The organism is Candidatus Poribacteria bacterium (genome assembly GCA_016866785.1).
Taxonomy (GTDB): domain Bacteria; phylum Poribacteria; class WGA-4E.
The window spans coordinates 1-15,602 of the sequence record VGLH01000094.1 but is presented as its reverse complement, the minus strand read 5'-3'; the positions used below and the strand labels follow the sequence as shown (position 1 = coordinate 15,602).

Here is a 15,602-nt window from a genome sequence, read left to right as displayed (position 1 = left end):
CGGAGCCGCGACCCAGCAGACCCAGACCGCTGTTCCGCAGAACTACTTCACGATCGTCGTCGCCGGGCCCTTCGCCCTGCGGGGCAAGAACGCCGTGACCGCCGTCTTCGCGCTCGTTGCCGGAGAAGGACGCGATGCCCTGCTCGCCCACATCGACGGGATCCGCCAGGCGGCGGCGCGTCCTGCACGGCTGGCGACCGAAGCCGTCGAGGGCGGCGTGCGGCTCTCGTGGAGCCCGCCGGTCCTGCGCGATGTCTCCGGCTATGCGGTTTTCCGCTCGACCTCCAAGACCGGCGCGTTCCAACAGATCGGTTCGAGGATCGTCGCGTCCACCGAGTACGTCGATTCGACCGCCGCTGCCGGGACGACCTACTACTACCGCGTCCAGTCGGTCAACAGCGCGGAACAGGTGATCGAAGGAGCCACCGAGGTCGTCGCGGGCGCGACGGGACCCAAGCCGGGAATCATCGCGGGCATCACAGCGAGTCTCGGAGGGGAACCAGCAGCGCCCGTCGTCAAGCTGGCGCTCGACCTCGGCGGAGTTGACGGCGCGAAGGCGCTTCTCTACCGGAACGAAACAGGCAGTGATCCCTGGACGCTCATCCAGACGGCAGACATGGGAATGGAACTGACCGACGCCGAAGTCAGTCCCGGGAAGCGCTACTTCTACGCGGTGCGAATCGGCAGCGACGTGGGACGGCTCGGAGACCTGTCGCCCGTCGCCGACGTCACGATCCCCGCGTCGGCGGCGTCCGTGGCATCCGACCTCTCCCGCGTCGTCGCAGCTCCCAATCCGGTCCGCGCGGGACAGGCCGTGCGGTTCATGAACCTGCCGACGCGCGCCACCGTGTCCATCTATACGCCGTCCGGCGAGAGGATCGCGCGATTGGACAGCCTCGGAGCGGCGGAGATTGCCTGGACGCCGGACGCGAGCATCGCCAGCGGAGTCTACGTCTACCAGGTGCAATGGGCAGCCGAGGCTATCCCCGACGCGGACGATCCATTCAACGTCGGACCGTCGCGGACAGAGCTCCAGAACGCCTACGGCAAGATCGCCATCCTCCGCTAGCCCGGAGGCAGTCGCCGTGCCGATCCCGTACGGAATCGCGGCGTATAGCTTCGGATATCTGACCGGCTGGATGGGCAAGGGAACCCCCCACGAGAACCCTCGTCCACTCGACGTCCACGGCTTGATGGACTTGGCGGAGGGGTCCGGTCTCGGCGGCGTCGAGTTCCCTCCTCATATGGTTCCCGATAAGTCCGACGCCGGCTTCGATGCCCTGGGCGCTGAGCTCCGCTCGCGTGGCTTGACGCCGGTGTTCGACGGCTCGAACGTCCTCGATCCCGCCCTTCCGGAGTGGGTCGAAGCCGCGCATCGGGTCGGTTCCCCCACCGTCCGCGTCGTGCTGAGCGGCATTCTCTGCGGCGATCGCTCGCCGATGGCGGGTAAGTGGCAGGAACACCTCGAGAACGCCGTCTGGGCGCTACGAGCGGCGGAACCGACCGCGCGGAAGTTGGGCATCTCCATCGCCGTCGAGAACCACCAGGACGCCGACAGCAGAGACCTCGTCTGGATCTGCGAGCAGGTGGGGAGTCCGCACGTGGGCGTCAACCTCGACGCCGGAAACGCCCTCTCCGTCGGCGAGGACCCCATCGAGTTCGCCCAGCGGATCGCCCCCTACCTGAAGAACGTCCATCTCAAAGACTACCTGATGTTCCCGACGGAATCGGGATACCGGCTCGTGCGGTGCGCGGTCGGCGACGGGGTCCTCGACTGGCGCGCGCTGTTCGCGCTCTTCGACCGGGAGGCGCCCGAAGCGACGCGCAACATCGAGCTGGGCGCGATGAAGGATCGGCATATCCGGCTCCTGGAACCCTCGTGGTGGGAGCACTTCCCACCGCGGGACGCGCGGACGCTGCTGGGTCCCATGCGGCTCCTGATGACCCAAGGGCAGCCCGCCGATGCCGAGTACCGCGTTCCCTACGACCGTGGGGAGTCGCTCGCCGTCCAAGAGGCGTACGAACGCGACCAGTTCGAGCGGAGCGTCCGTTATCTCAAGAGCGTGACCGAATCGTAGGAGACGATGTCCCATGCGAGCGTTGGTGCGTTACGGCGCGGAACCGGAGGAGTTCGGCGTTCTCGATGTCAAAGACCCGTCGCCCGGGGTGGGCGAGGTGCTCCTGCGGGTCGGCGGGTGCGGCGTCTGCGGGAGCGACCTGGGGCAGTACGGCAAGCGGCTCGGACACACTGGTCATCTTCCTCGGATTCCGGGCCACGAGTTCGGCGGCGAGATCGTCGCCGTGGGACCTGGCGTCGAGTCGTACCGTGTCGGCGAGCGGGTCGTCTGCGAGACGGCGGCGTCCATCTGCGGCGAGTGCGAGCTCTGCCGGACGGGCAACTACAACCTCTGCCGCAAGCGCCAGGGCTTCGGGTTCAGCGTCGACGGCGCGTTCGCGGAATACGTCGTCTGTCCGACTCGCTCGCTGCATCGCATTCCCGACGGCGTTTCGTACGTCGCCGCTTCGCTGACGGAGCCGGCGTGTGTCGCGTTCAACGCGGTCGGCATCCATACGGACATCCGTCCTGGTGACGTGGTTCTCGTCATCGGTTCGGGAGCCATCGGCTTGATGGCGCTCCAGGTGGCGCGGCTCTTTGGCGCGACGACGATCCTCGCTGGCGTCGCCGGCGACGAGAAGCGCCTTGCCGCCGCTGCACAGCTCGGAGCCGACGTCGTCATGAAATCCGACGAGCAGGACGTCGCCGAGATCGCCCGCGAACGCACGGACGGTCTAGGGGCGCACGTCGTCGTCGATGCCGTCGGCGGCACGCCTTCGACGATGGAGCTCGCCCTGCGGGTCGTTAGGCCCCTGGGGCAGATCACTAAGATCGGCTGGTTCCACGGACCCTTGCCCTTCTCGCTCGACGCGCTCCTCGCCAAGACGGTGCGTCTCCAGGGCAGCTTCAGCCACACGTGGCCCACGTGGGAGCGCTGCCTGCGCCTGATCGCCGACGGCAAGATCCGCACGGAGCCGATGACGAGCCACATCCTCGGTCTGGACGACTGGTCGCTCGGATACGAGCTCTCGATCAGCCGCGAGGCGGTCAAGGCGGTCATCACGCCCAACGGGGCGATGTAGGAGTCGCCCATGGCGGAAGGAAGGCGAATCGTCGTCCGGTCGGACGGGCGTATCGAGGTCGAGGCGTACGACATCCCGTCGCCGGGACGCGGACAGGTTCTCATCGAGACGATCTGCACGGCCGTCAGCGCGGGCACGGAGCTCGGCGTCCAAGAGCAGGCTCGCTCCGGCGACTACCACCCCGGCTACTCGAACGTCGGCAGGATCGTCGAGTGTGGAGCCGGCGTCGACGGATTCTCGCCGGGAGACCGCGTCCTCTCCTTCGGGAACCATGCCAGCCACGTCGTATCGGGAACCGACAGCCCCTATCTGATCCCAGTTCCGGACGACGTCGGTTCCGACGAGGGGGCGTTCGGCGTCATCGGCAGCGTGTCGATGCACGGAGCGCGCAAGGCGAACGCTGCCCTGGGCGAGCATGTCCTCGTAACCGGCGTCGGGATGGTCGGGCAAATCGTCGTCCAACTGCTTGCACGCACGGGAGCTGAGACTCTCATCGCGATGGACCTGTCTAGCTTCCGGTTGGAGGTCGCGTTGCAGCATGGCGCGACGCACACGCTCGACGCCCGCGCGAGCGACACGGCGGACGCCATTCGCGACCTCACCCACGGTCGCGGCATCGACGTCGCCGTCGAGGCGAGCGGCTATCCCGACGTGATACCCAGCCTGGTGGACTACAGCCGCATCGGGGGACGGATCGTCCTGCTGGGCTCCATCTGGCATCGCCCCGTCACGCTCGACCTGATGCCCTTCCACGAGAAAGAGATCACGATGATGGGCTGCCATCAGCCCAAGTGCCCGCCGAAAGGGAACTCCTACTACCCCTGGTCGCAGGAGTACAACCGGCGCACCTTCCTCCACTGGATCGCCGACGGCAGGCTGCGGATCGCCGACCTCATCACCCACCGGCTCGCTGCGGACGACGCGCCGACGGCGTACCAGCTCCTCCGCGAGGAGCGCGACCGCGCGCTGGGTGTCCTCTTCGCGTTCTAGCGGGCTTACGCCAACGGACAGAAGGGAAGAAGGCAATGCCCGCGTTTCCGCTGCATATCGAGCCGAGCCCCGACTTCGCGCGCTTCGAGCGCGTTCTCCGACGCGACGGAGAGCCCGACCGCGTTCCCTTCTTCGAGCTCTTCTCGAACATCCAAGAGCCCATCCTCGCGGCCATCGGACGGGCCGACACCCCGCCAGCCAACCCCACGCCTCAAGAGTGGTGGCGCTGGCATACCGACCGGCACATCGAGTACCAGCACGCCCTCGGCTACGATTACGTGAACATCGGGCCCACGGGCTTCGGGTTCCCCCAGAAGGAACGCCCCACGGCGGCGACCAAGGAGGGCGTCCGAAGCTGGTACCTCGCCGACACGCACACGATCGGCAGCCGCGAGGACTTCGACGCCTACGCCTGGCCCCCCATGGACACGATCGACTATTCGCCGCTGGAGAACCTCTCCGGGCGCCTTCCGACCGGCATGAAGACCATCCCGCTCAGTAGTGGTGTTCTCGAAAACGTCATGTGGCTGCTGGGCTACGAGCCGTTCAGCATCCTGCTGTTCGAGGACCCGGAGCTCGTGCGCGACATGTTCGACGCCGTCGGGTCGCGGATCGTCGAGTTCTTCGACCGGTGCGCGTCCTACGACGTCGTCGGAGCGGTCTGCATGGGCGACGACATGGGGTTCAACACACAGACGATGGTGGCTCCCGACGTGCTTCGCGAGTACTGCTTCCCGTGGCACAAACGGCTCGTGGACGCGGCGCATCGACACGGCAAGCCGGCGATCCTCCATTCATGCGGGAACCTCGACGAGGTGATGGACGACCTCATCGCCTGCGGCTGGGATGCGAAGCACTCCTACGAGGACGCCGTGACGCCCGTCTGGGAGGCGAAGGAGCGCTGGGGCGACCGGATCGCCGTCTTGGGCGGGTTCGACATGGACAAGGTGTGCCGCTACACTCCGGAGCAGGTGCGGACGCACACGCGGACGCTCATCGAGCGGTGCGCTCCCGGCGGCGGATGGGCGTTGGGAACCGGCAACAGCGTCGCGAACTACGTCCCCGTCGAGAACTTCCTGACGATGCTCGACGAAGGGTTCGGGCGAGTGTAGCGGGAGGACCCGGCGTCAGGGCGAGAGCGAGTGCAGGTACTCCTCGACGTTCGTGTAACCGTCGCCGTCCTGGTCGCCCGCACCATCCGACGCATCGCGGGGATTCAACCCCTGCATCGTCTCCCACGCATCCGGCATGCCGTCGCCGTCCGCATCGACGGGTGGAGCCGCCGACACGAGCCGGGGATATCCGCCTACATCGCCCGGATGGTCGATGATCCGTCCGGTTCGCGCGCGCACTTCCTGCACGATCCGCGCATCGACCGCGTCCCGCTGAGGGGCCGCCGCCCCCGCGCCTGACAGAACGAGCTCCAAGACGGAGTCCGCGTCGACGGACGTGACGGCGGGCGTGTCGAACGGTGTCCGGCGGCGGTACGGCTCCAGCGACGGCTGCTCTCCCCATCCGAAACGTACGAGCGACCACTCGTTCTCCGACGGCAGGTTGCGGTGGATGCCCAGGTTCCCGGCAACGTAGAGCTGCGGCACGCTCCTCGTCTCTCCGATGACGATCTCCGGCGCGCCCTCCGGCGTCGAAGGTCCGCGTAGATAGCGGTTCCCCACGATGTTCACGAAGGAGTTGGAGTTGGTGTCCACGATCTCCGTCGCGAGCGCGCCCCAGTCGTAGATGACGTTGTTCACGACATCATGCGTGCCGCCGCCGCCGATCAGCGGATTGCGGAAGTCGTTGTGCGCGAACAGGTTGTGGTGGATGGAAGCGTGGTAGGAGCCGTCTCCGATTAGGAGACCTGCGCTGTGCGTTTTCTTGCGATGGCGGCTTCGGTTCAGCGCTTCTGCGACGACGCTCCATGAGACCGTGACGTCGTGGGCACCCTGCCAGAGGCCGATCGTCTCGTCCTCGCTCCATCCCGTCGAGAGATGATCCAGCACGACGTTGTGGGCTCCGAGGACTTCGACCGCGTCGTTCGTGTCGGCGTCCACGTCGCCTTCGTTGCCGGGACGGATTCGCAGATGCTGGATGAGCACGTCGTGGGCTGTAATGACGACGCCCGCGTTCTTGATGCAGATGCCGTCGCCAGGAGCCGTTTGGCCCGCGACCGTGACGAACGGCTCCGAGACGAAGAGGGAGCGGGTCAGCTCGATGATGCCGGATACCCGGAACACGACGATCCGCGGATAGGGTTGAAGAAGCGCCTCCCGCAGCGATCCGGGTCCGCTGTCCGCGAGGGTCGTCACATGGACGATGCGTCCTCCGCGCCCGGCGACGGTGCGTGTCCCGAATCCCTCCGCTCCTGGGAACACGGGGATTCCCGTCTGCGGCGGGATCGGTCGCGGTGTCGATGGGTTCTTCGGACCCTCGGGATCGAGCGCCCTCCCGATGAGCGGAATGACGATGACGAACACCGACGCCAGCAGCGATAGCGCGGCGATTCCTGCCACGGCGATGCTCAGCGCCCGCGTCGCGCCGCGCCGGAGCGCGCGCACGGCGATCGCCAGCGCCGCAAGCGGGAGGAGCGTCATCGCCGGGTAGAGAACGAACGGTCCCAGCCACTTCATCAGGACGGCGTGGAAGACATCGCTGACGCGGAACAGGAACAGCAGCGCCAACGCCCACAACGCCGACGAGACGCCTAGCAGTACGTACGCGGTTCGCATCGAACGTTTCGGGTACGACATGGGGGCTTCCATCTGCTATCGGAGCGCAGGCGGCGACTGCGGCGGCTGAGCGCTGGGGATCGTCAACAGCGTTGCCAACTACGTCCCCGTCGAGAGCTTCCTGACGATGCTCGATGCAGGCTTCGACGCGTCGTAGGATGCGTGCGAGAGTCTCGGTCTGCCTGCGAGCTCCGTCGTCTCAGACATGGCTCAGGCGCCGAACCAACGCCAGCAGAATCACTGCCGCGCCGAAGGCGACGACCACCGTCGCGCCCGTCGGCAGGTCCCAGACGTACGAGACGGCGCAGCCGGCGACGCTCACCACGGTTCCGAAGATCCATCCGATGATCAGGCGGGGTTTCCACTCCGTCGCCCACAGCGCCGCCGCGACCGCCGGCACGATCAGGAAGCAGAACACGAGCAGGACGCCCGCGATCTGCACGGAGCTCGTCACGACGAACCCGAACGAGACGTAGAAGAGGAAGTCCCACAGCCGGACGTTCGGTTGGCTCTCGACGCCCGACGACGAGCCGTACGAAATCGCGAAGAACTGGCGGCGCGCCAGCCAGTGGAACACGCCGATGGCAGCGTAGAGCGCGGCAGTCAGCAGCACCTTGCCCCACGTCACCCAGAGGATCGAGCCGACCAGCAGGTCTTTGACGTGCTCGGTACCGTGCGGCGAGCGGTCCATGACGAGCACCGTCGCCGCTGACGCGACCGCGTAAGCGATGCCGATGGTCGCCTCCTGCGGCACGCGGTGCTCGCGCGTACGCGTCAGCGCGAAAACACCCGCGCCGAGGAAGGTGAACGCGAGCGCGACGGCATACGATCCGTTCGACCCGAACTCCAGACCCAGCAGCGTTCCGACTGCCGCGCCGAGGGCGGCGATCTGCGCCAGTGCCAGGTCGACGAAGATGACCCCACGCGCCAGGACGTGGATACCCAGGTAGGCGTGAATCCCAACCAGCACGAGGCACGCGGCGAACGGAGCCGCCATCAACTGAACGAACTCCGTCACCGCCGCGCTCCTTCGGACACCTGCGTCAGCCGCGACACGATGGCTTCAAACAGAGCCGGGTACGTGTCGACTCCCTTCTCCGCGCCGACGGACGACGGGAGCGTCACGTCCGCGATGCTGGTGCGCCTCGCAATGGTCTCGCGCTCCTTGCGCGGATCGTAGATGGCTCCGATCACTGCGAGCGCGTCTTCGTCGCCGATCCGCTTGATGACGGACGCGATGTGTCTCGGCGAGCCCGGGATGCCCGGCTTCTCCTCGACGTAGTCGATGATGCGGAACTTCGCCCAAGCTGACAGATACTCCCACGTCTTGTGATAGGCGACGACGGGCATGTCTTGGACGACGGCGAGGCGCGTTTCCCATCGGGCGATGCGCGCGTTCATGTCCCGCGTGAACTCGGCGAGACCGCGTTCGTACTCGGCGCGGTTCGCGCCATCCAGCTCGGACAGCTTCTGGGCGATCGTCCGCGCGACGATAACGCCGTTGCGGGGATCGAGGAGGTAATGCGGGTTCCCGTCGGGATGCACGTCGCCTTGTGAGCGGTCGAGCGCGCCGGTGGGTTTCTCGATGACCTTCACGTCAGTCGAGGCGTCGAGGCTACCCTTGGAGCCAGGGCGCACCTTCGGATTGCGAGCCCCTTCGATGAGCAGCGGCAGCCATCCGATCTCGAGTTCCAGCCCGTTGAAGATGACGAGGTCCGCCTTGCTGACGTCACGGATGAAGCTCGGCTTGGCTTCGATCTTGTGCAGGTCCTGAACCCCCAGAGCGATCGAGGAGACGGTCACCTGCGAGCCGCCGACAGCGCGCGTGATCGCCGCGAGGTCGGGTGTCGTCGTGACGACGCGGAGACCAAACGCCGGCTGCGCGGCTGCAAGCGCGACCATACCGACGGAAAGAACCAGGCAGTGGATGCGTTTCATGCGGTTGCCCTCTCCCTTGTCTTCAGTAGGCATGCGCCGGATGGGCCCCGATTGTCGTGTTCAGTTGAAGCAAAAGCTCGTGTTCCGTGTCCTCGCCGTAGTGCCGGTTTCCGGAGTATTGCGCCTTGAGCACCGAGAACTCCGTTGGGACGAGGGCGACCGCCGCGCGGATGCGTTGGCTCGACCCGTCCGCGCCGAAGGGCGTCGCCCAGTCGAAGCCTCCTTGGACCCACCAGCGGCGGGTGATCTGGTACTGGGCGGCCCCATAGCCGCCGGTCGCGACGACGTCGGCGACATTCGCCCGCACGTATTCGCCCTGAAGGACCGCCTTGCCGTGGACCGCCGACAGCGGTTTGTGCTTGAGCGTCAGGTCCGCCCCGACGACTCTCGACGTGGCGCCGGCTTCCTCGTTGCGTCCAGCGACGCCAGACAGCCCGATATCGAGCGTCGTCGTCGGGCGCAGGTCGAACACGTTGCGCCATCTGCCGGCATAGCCCAGGTCACGGGCGCGTTCGCTGTGGAAGAGGACCTCGTTGTCACCGCTCGCGACGCCAGCGAGGACTTCCGAGTACCACGGCGCGGGCAGTAGCAGGCTCAACTCGACGGCGATTTCGCTCAGCCCTTCCTCGCCGAAGACCGAATCGAGGATCATCGGTGGCTCGACGAATGGGAAGGCGTGGGAATGCAGGGGATTGTGCTTGCCGAACTCCGTCTTGATCCTTCCGAGGCGGAGTCCGAATCCGGCGGGCATGGTCTGGGCGCTGACCGTCCCTTCTTCGAGCTCGATGCCCTCGATACCGTGCTGCGAGTAGATGAAGTCAGCTTTGAGGTAGGGATCGGCAAACGCGGTCAACTGGAGCTCGGACTCCTGGACCATCAGACCCCTGGTGGGAGATGCGTGTTCGGAGTCTTCGACCGGCGCATCCTCGGCTTCGCCCGCGCCCGCTCGGACCAGGATGAGAGAGTTCAGGCTGATCGCCGGATTGAAGCGGTTCGCAATACCCGTCGCCGTCGATGACGCCTCGTGGGCGCGTGCCCTCAGGACGGGTCCGATGATGAGGCCGATTGCCACGACGAGACACGTGTACACGCGCATGCAGGCTCCTCGCTTTGCGTCTGCGGTCGAGGTCCAAGCGAACTCAAGAATCGGAGTGGTGATCAGACGAGCGGAGGAGCGCGGGACAGGCGGGCGCCAGCTAGACGCAGGACGGGCAGCAAGACCGCAGTTGGCGGGCAGGATGAGAGCGGCGCGGTCGTCGGCACGATCGAGAAGGCGATCGCCGCCAACGACTGCCCGACGACGACGTACCAGAGGCATAGCGCGCACGGATGGTGCGCGTCAACCAGCTGATGCGATGCGACATGGCCAGGCGCAAGCACGAGCAGCGCAAAGATCGCGAGCGCAAGCGCCAGCCATACGTAGCGGCGGTTCTGTGGGTTCCGGCTCACTGGCAATCGTCCTCGACGCGGCGGCGGCTCTGCGTGTCACGTGACAGCTTAGCACACCATACAGCCTGTCGTCAACGTAGACGCGCCGTCTCGCTCCTCCGGCTGAAATCGCGGACGAACTCGCCGCTGGGCATCTCGAGCCACAGCAGAATCGCCATCAGCATTCCGACGGCGATCCGACCGCCTTTCGCGAGATAGGTCAACTGCCCCGCCGCGACGCCGAGCTCTTCCGCCAATGCCTGCCAGGTCATTCCGAGCTTCTGTCGTCGGACGTTGATCGCGTCGTGGAGAGCGCGCGTGTCGAGCCGACCCGGTCCCGGCGGCTTCATCTCCAGCGGCATCAGATGGTAGTTGGTCTCCGAGAACGCTTCGAGGGGATAGCCCAGCCACCGCACCATGGCGACGACGCCGTCGGTCTCCATGGGACGCCGATCCGTCGAGCGCGCGATGGTGGACGCGCTGACGCCGATCTCGTCCGCGACGGCCTGCCATGAGAGCCCCCTACCGCGCCGCTGCATGTCGAGCGCGTGGTGGAGCGCCGCACCGTCGAACCGGACATTGCCAGCTATGGCTCTCTCCCATGCCAAGACGCCGTTCGCGCTGAGCGCTACTTCCACACGGGCGGTGACTGCGGCGGCTGGTATCCCGACTCCACCACCTCGAACGGCTCGTAGCGCGCGCCTGCGACCGGTTCCGCTGGCGCTCCACCGCGCCACTTCGGGATGACGACGTACTTCATCTCGAGCCAGTCGCCCGCCACGACGCCGCCGTGCCATAGGCTATCGAGCCGCTCCAGACGCCCTTGCCGCGCCCTGGCGCCGAACGCCAGCTCGTAGACCCGCCTATCGAACGGCGATAGCTCCGCGCTGAGGTACGCGTCCTCCATCGGCTGGCCGTCGACACGCGCCCAGGCGGGGTTGTCCATGTCGCCGTTCCAGCAGACCTCGACCTGCGTCTTGACGAATCGGGCGATATCCTGCGCGTCGAAGACGACGCCGCGCTCGTAGAGCAGAACCGCCTGCGAGAGGGACAGGGAGTAGTACCCGCCTCGGTGCTCCGCGCCGATCCAGTGTTTCCACCGGCTGGGATCGTCGGGACGGATGTCCCAGTCGCCGGACGGGTCCCAGTAGTTCCAGGTGTAGCGGTCGTCGGCGAGCGTCAGGCAGCGCTTGAACCGCATTCCGAGTCGGATCGCGCGGTCGAGGTAGGACGCGTCGTCCGTCGCGTCGTAGAGATGGAGATAGGCTCGGACGGTCTTGGCGTGCTTGTTGTGGGGCTGCGTCAGGCTCGCCTTGAGGGGTCCCAGCTTCGCGTTGGTGATGTAGACGACGGTTCCGTCGGGGAGCTCGCGGTAGCGTCCGCGCGCGTCCCACTTGGCGACGAGGTGGTTCCGCGCGATGTCCAGATACCGCGCGGCGTCGGCTCCGAACTCGTCCGCGAGCTCAGGCTGCGAGGCGACCTGCGCGAACTCCGCGATGATCCCGGCGACGACGAAGTCCGTGAGGATGACGTCCGTGCGCGTGTCCGGCGCTTCGGGGTCGCGGAACAGGTCGTAAGGCAAGCCGTACCAGCCGAGATAGCCGTTCCCGTCGGCGGTCAGCAGCGAGCAGAGGTTCCCCAGCCGCTCGGCGAACGCGCGGAAGTAGTCCGCCTCGCCCGTCAGTCGATACGCGATGAGCGGCATGCGGACGTACTTGGAGCCCTGCCAGACGATGTCTTCGGGCTGTTCCGCGAACTCGCGCAGGCGTTCGACGGCTCCGTACGGCTCGGACGCGTCGACGTGCCGGAGGAACGCGTCCAGGATCGGCTTGTCCGATGGTTCGACGACCGGGACGGCGGCGAAGAGGGTCATCAGGACGGGGAGCATGGGGAGCCTCCGTGAATGGACGGCTGCTCGCGGTACAGAGGGAGCAAGTCGGTAGCCGCGCCGCGTGGAAGCTCGTTGAGCGTAGCCCGACTCGGGCTCACGAGCAACTACTAGCCTGAAGTGAGCACAAGAAGAAGGGCGGGTGTTCCCCGCCCTTCGTTGCGTTTGCGTATCACGCGGAACGCTGGACTACCAGCGGTCGCGGCTGCCATACCCGCCGCCAGAGCCTCGCTCCGGACGCGGACGGGCTTCGTCGACGCGGATCGTGCGGCTGTCAAGCTCGGTGCCGTTGAGGCCCTCGCGAGCCTTCGCGGCGTCTTCGTCGGTTTCCATCTCGACGAAGCCGAAACCCTTGCCCTCGATGACAGTGACATCCATCACGTTGCCGTGTTCGGCGAAGGCATGTCCGAGCGTGTCAGCCGTCGTCTGATAGTTCAGGTTGCCGACGTAGAGTCGCTTACCCATTGCGCGTAGCTCCTAACAGAGTGTCACGGAAGTCGACGCCGTCATCTCCCGTCATGGGACGATTCTCGGCGAGTGGGCACAATGCCCTGAGTCGCTAACCAAACACGGTCGGGAGGGAAAGTGCCAGAAGCGACTTCCATGTGTTCTCTGTCAGAGCGTTGCCCGTATTCAGACAGGTACGCGAAGCCATGGCTTCTTAACATGCGCTTACCGATCCATAACCGCCAAGCCGCCTGCTCCGGCGCGTTTCGGCGCAGGGAGGCATGATATCGAACCTTCGAGATCGATGGTGCGAGGGGCAGGAGCGATCCTGCCCCGTTCACGCCCGCGTCCGTGAGGACTGACCGGGCACGTGTTCTACCAGCGGTCGCGGCTGTCGTAGCCGCCGAACCCGCCCATGCGGGAACCCCGCTCGGGACGCGGACGCGCCTCATCGACGCGGATCGTGCGACCTTCGAGCTCGGTTCCGTTGAGTTCCTCGCGGGCTTTCGCGGCGTCCTCGTCGGTTTCCATCTCGACGAAGCCGAAGCCCTTGCCTTCGATGACCGTCACGTCCATGACGTTGCCGTAGAGGGCGAACGTGTGTCCCAGGACGTCCTCGGTCGTGCGGTAGTTCAGGTTGCCAACGTAAAGGCGCTTGCCCATTGCGTGATGCTCCTAACAGAGAGACATGGAAATCTGCGCCGGCGGACAGCCTTCGGGGCTGAAAGCACGGCGGCGGGCATTAGGCCCGCATGGCTTGCATAGTCGTACGGTCGGGAGGGGCAGAGCCAGAAGGGACTTCCACGCGTGATCTGTCAGGACGTTGCCGATGCCAGACACGTAGCCGGAGCCGTTTCTTCTGACAAACACTTACCGATCCGAACCGCCGAAGCGCCTCGCGCGGCGCGTTGAGCGCCCGGAGGCGTCCGTTGACAAGTGACTCGATCTACGCTGCCGGGGGGCAGGAACCCCCTGCCCCCATCGTCGCCCGCGTCCCGAAGGACAGAACGGGCACGTTCTCTACCAGCGATCGCGACCGCCGCCACGACCGCCGCCACCGAAACCACCACCGCCGCCGTACCCGCCGCCGCCACGAGGACCGCCAGCGCCACGCTCAGGACGCGGACGCGCCTCATCGACGCGGATCGTGCGACCGTCCAACTCGCTGCCGTTCAGACCTTCGCGAGCCTTCGTGGCGTCCTCGTCCGTCTCCATCTCGACGAAGCCGAAGCCCTTGCCTTCGATGACCGTGACATCCATCACGTTCCCGAACTCGGCGAAGGCGTGTCCGAGGACGTCCTCGGTCGTGCGGTAGTTGAGGTTCCCGACATACAAACGACGACCCATGTCCCGTTGCTCCTTTGCGAGAATCACGTAACGTTCGCCGGTTCCCGATCGCGACCGCGATCAGGCGGAACCTGCGAGCAACAGACCGATGCCCATCAGCGCAGAGCTGAAACCAACTACGGTCGGGAGGTAGGACAGCAGAAGGGACGTCCAAGCGTCGTCTGCGGGAACATGCGCAAGGAAACCGGCTGCCGAAGGGGAGCCGAGGCTGCTTCCTGCCGTCTCTTGGGAGCTCGTCGAGTCATGCGACCGCCAAGCGTCCGTCGAGCCGGAACCGAATGCCCGAGACGCGAAACCGGAGCCGAGGCTTCTGAGCAAGTACTTACCGATCCAGAACCGCCGAAGCGCCTCCTCCGGCGCCGCGAAGCGTCGGGAGGCATCCGTAGACAAGTGACTCGTTGCGCATTGCGCGGGACAGGAACCCCAGCCCCGCCGTCGCCCGCGTCCCGAAGGACAGAACGGGCACGTTGCTTACCAGCGGTCGACTTACCAGCGGTCGCGGCCGCCACCGCCGCCACGCCCGCCGCCGAAACCGCCGCCCCCGCCGTATCCGCCGCCGCCGCGAGGACCGCCAGCGCCGCGCTCAGGACGCGGACGCGCCTCGTCGACGCGGATCGTGCGATCGTCCAGCTCGGAGCCGTTGAGACCTTCACGAGCCTTTGTGGCGGCCTCGTCGGACTCCATCTCGACGAAACCGAAGCCCTTGCCCTCGATGACCGTCACGTCCATGACGTTCCCGAACTCGGCGAAGGCATGTCCGAGGACGTCCTCGGTCGTGCGGTAGTTGAGGTTCCCGACATACAAACGACGACCCATGCCTGGGTGCTCCTTCTAACGTGTCCGTGCAGAGATGCTCGCAGAAGTCCCCCAGCGCAACGACGCGCCAGCGGGACCCGCGCAGCCGAGCGAGCCGTGCCCCGAGCGGAAACCAATCACGGTCAGGAGGTAGGACAGCAGAAGGGACATCCAAGCGTCGATCGCCGGCACATCCAGGTGGGACATGGCTTCCTGGGGAAGGAGCCAATCGAACCGTGGGTCATTCGTCGACGGACACCGCATTCCTGCGGGGCGACCGTCCGAGCCAGACCGGAGTGTCCGAGACGCGAAACCGGAGCCGAGGCTTCTGAGCAAGTACTTACCGATCCAGAACCGCCGAAGTGCCTCCGCGAGGGCCCGAAGGCTCCCCGGAGACGATGGGTTCACACGCGCAACGACTTCTTCGCCGACGGTTCAGCACGAAGCCTCACAAGTCAGCGCCATCCCAAGTATGCGCTGCATCTCGCGATTCGTCAAGGGTTCCTGCTGACCTGCTCCGCTAAGTTGGGACAGTGGGCGCGACGAGGAGTATCCACCGTTGATAGGCGTCGCGACGGATGTTCTGCGTCCGTTTCTGTGCGCGAGGGATCCGATGTTTCAGGAGGAACTCATCTCAGAACGCCTGATGTGATGAGGAAGCAGGCGAGATGGACGAAGGCGGCGTAGCAGTGACCTGCCCCCAGTTTGTGCACCAGTTTGAGTGAGAGTTTGAGTGAGAGTCTGGTCCTTCCCTTCGAGCGCGCTATGGCGCGCTATGGCGCGCTCGAAACGCTTCCGGCGTCTGGTAGCCCAAGGCGCTGTGAGGACGACGCCGGTTGTAGTCCTCCCGCCACGGCTTGGCGAGGACCTTCGCCTCCGTCAAGCTCGTGAACTCCTCCAGGTTG

Annotated in this window: 17 protein-coding genes; 4 read left to right on the top strand and 13 right to left on the bottom strand. The window is 66.1% G+C overall.

Annotation, left to right across the window (positions count from 1 at the left end):
* Positions 1 to 1,085 precede the first annotated feature (1,085 nt).
* From FJZ36_13340 to FJZ36_13325, 4 genes are read left to right on the top strand one after another with little or no spacing between them, the layout of a single operon-like run.
* Positions 1,086 to 2,078 carry a sugar phosphate isomerase/epimerase gene (locus FJZ36_13340; protein ID MBM3215890.1) on the top strand — a complete coding sequence of 331 codons (993 nt, stop codon included), beginning with the start codon at positions 1,086 to 1,088 and terminating at the stop codon, positions 2,076 to 2,078.
* Between the two features lie 13 nt (positions 2,079 to 2,091).
* Complete coding sequence (locus FJZ36_13335) at positions 2,092 to 3,138, top strand: zinc-binding dehydrogenase (GenBank protein MBM3215889.1); 1,047 nt, start codon at positions 2,092 to 2,094, stop codon at positions 3,136 to 3,138.
* 9 nt (positions 3,139 to 3,147) lie between these two features.
* Positions 3,148 to 4,128, top strand: coding sequence for a zinc-binding alcohol dehydrogenase (locus FJZ36_13330; protein MBM3215888.1), 981 nt, complete (start codon positions 3,148 to 3,150; stop codon positions 4,126 to 4,128).
* A 35-nt stretch (positions 4,129 to 4,163) separates the two neighbouring features.
* The gene (locus FJZ36_13325; protein ID MBM3215887.1) at positions 4,164 to 5,240 is read left to right on the top strand and encodes a uroporphyrinogen-III decarboxylase-like protein; all 1,077 of its coding nucleotides are present in this window, start codon (positions 4,164 to 4,166) and stop codon (positions 5,238 to 5,240) included.
* A gap of 15 nt (positions 5,241 to 5,255) precedes the next feature.
* Here FJZ36_13325 and FJZ36_13320 read toward each other — a convergent pair whose 3' ends face one another.
* From FJZ36_13320 to FJZ36_13260, 13 genes are all read right to left on the bottom strand, one after another.
* The gene (locus FJZ36_13320; protein ID MBM3215886.1) at positions 5,256 to 6,875 is read right to left on the bottom strand and encodes a pectate lyase; all 1,620 of its coding nucleotides are present in this window, start codon (positions 6,873 to 6,875) and stop codon (positions 5,256 to 5,258) included.
* 178 nt (positions 6,876 to 7,053) lie between these two features.
* Positions 7,054 to 7,851: a metal ABC transporter permease gene (locus FJZ36_13315; GenBank protein ID MBM3215885.1), complete on the bottom strand. Its 798-nt coding sequence runs from the start codon at positions 7,849 to 7,851 to the stop codon at positions 7,054 to 7,056.
* Positions 7,852 to 7,868: 17 nt separating this feature from the next.
* The gene (locus FJZ36_13310) at positions 7,869 to 8,825 is read right to left on the bottom strand and encodes a zinc ABC transporter substrate-binding protein (GenBank protein ID MBM3215884.1); all 957 of its coding nucleotides are present in this window, start codon (positions 8,823 to 8,825) and stop codon (positions 7,869 to 7,871) included.
* Complete coding sequence (locus tag FJZ36_13305; GenBank protein ID MBM3215883.1) at positions 8,815 to 9,888, bottom strand: hypothetical protein; 1,074 nt, start codon at positions 9,886 to 9,888, stop codon at positions 8,815 to 8,817. The genes FJZ36_13310 and FJZ36_13305 overlap by 11 nt, the downstream gene beginning before the upstream one ends.
* Positions 9,889 to 9,950: 62 nt before the next feature.
* Positions 9,951 to 10,241: a hypothetical protein gene (locus FJZ36_13300; GenBank protein ID MBM3215882.1), complete on the bottom strand. Its 291-nt coding sequence runs from the start codon at positions 10,239 to 10,241 to the stop codon at positions 9,951 to 9,953.
* Positions 10,242 to 10,312: 71 nt separating this feature from the next.
* On the bottom strand, positions 10,313 to 10,858 hold the full coding sequence (locus tag FJZ36_13295) for a hypothetical protein (protein MBM3215881.1): 546 nt from the start codon (positions 10,856 to 10,858) through the stop codon (positions 10,313 to 10,315).
* Positions 10,849 to 12,108 carry a hypothetical protein gene (locus FJZ36_13290; GenBank protein MBM3215880.1) on the bottom strand — a complete coding sequence of 420 codons (1,260 nt, stop codon included), beginning with the start codon at positions 12,106 to 12,108 and terminating at the stop codon, positions 10,849 to 10,851. The genes FJZ36_13295 and FJZ36_13290 overlap by 10 nt, the downstream gene beginning before the upstream one ends.
* 189 nt (positions 12,109 to 12,297) lie before the next feature.
* Positions 12,298 to 12,573, bottom strand: a complete 276-nt coding sequence (locus FJZ36_13285; GenBank protein MBM3215879.1) for an RNA-binding protein — start codon at positions 12,571 to 12,573, stop codon at positions 12,298 to 12,300.
* Positions 12,574 to 12,930: 357 nt separating this feature from the next.
* A complete protein-coding gene (locus FJZ36_13280; protein MBM3215878.1) occupies positions 12,931 to 13,218 on the bottom strand; it encodes an RNA-binding protein in 288 nt (95 codons plus the stop codon).
* Positions 13,219 to 13,575: 357 nt separating this feature from the next.
* Positions 13,576 to 13,902 carry an RNA-binding protein gene (locus tag FJZ36_13275; protein MBM3215877.1) on the bottom strand — a complete coding sequence of 109 codons (327 nt, stop codon included), beginning with the start codon at positions 13,900 to 13,902 and terminating at the stop codon, positions 13,576 to 13,578.
* 60 nt (positions 13,903 to 13,962) lie between these two features.
* Complete coding sequence (locus tag FJZ36_13270) at positions 13,963 to 14,292, bottom strand: hypothetical protein (GenBank protein MBM3215876.1); 330 nt, start codon at positions 14,290 to 14,292, stop codon at positions 13,963 to 13,965.
* Between the two features lie 96 nt (positions 14,293 to 14,388).
* The gene (locus FJZ36_13265; GenBank protein ID MBM3215875.1) at positions 14,389 to 14,718 is read right to left on the bottom strand and encodes an RNA-binding protein; all 330 of its coding nucleotides are present in this window, start codon (positions 14,716 to 14,718) and stop codon (positions 14,389 to 14,391) included.
* 742 nt (positions 14,719 to 15,460) lie between these two features.
* On the bottom strand, positions 15,461 to 15,602 hold a 142-nt coding region (locus tag FJZ36_13260; GenBank protein ID MBM3215874.1), incomplete at its 5' end, for a transposase.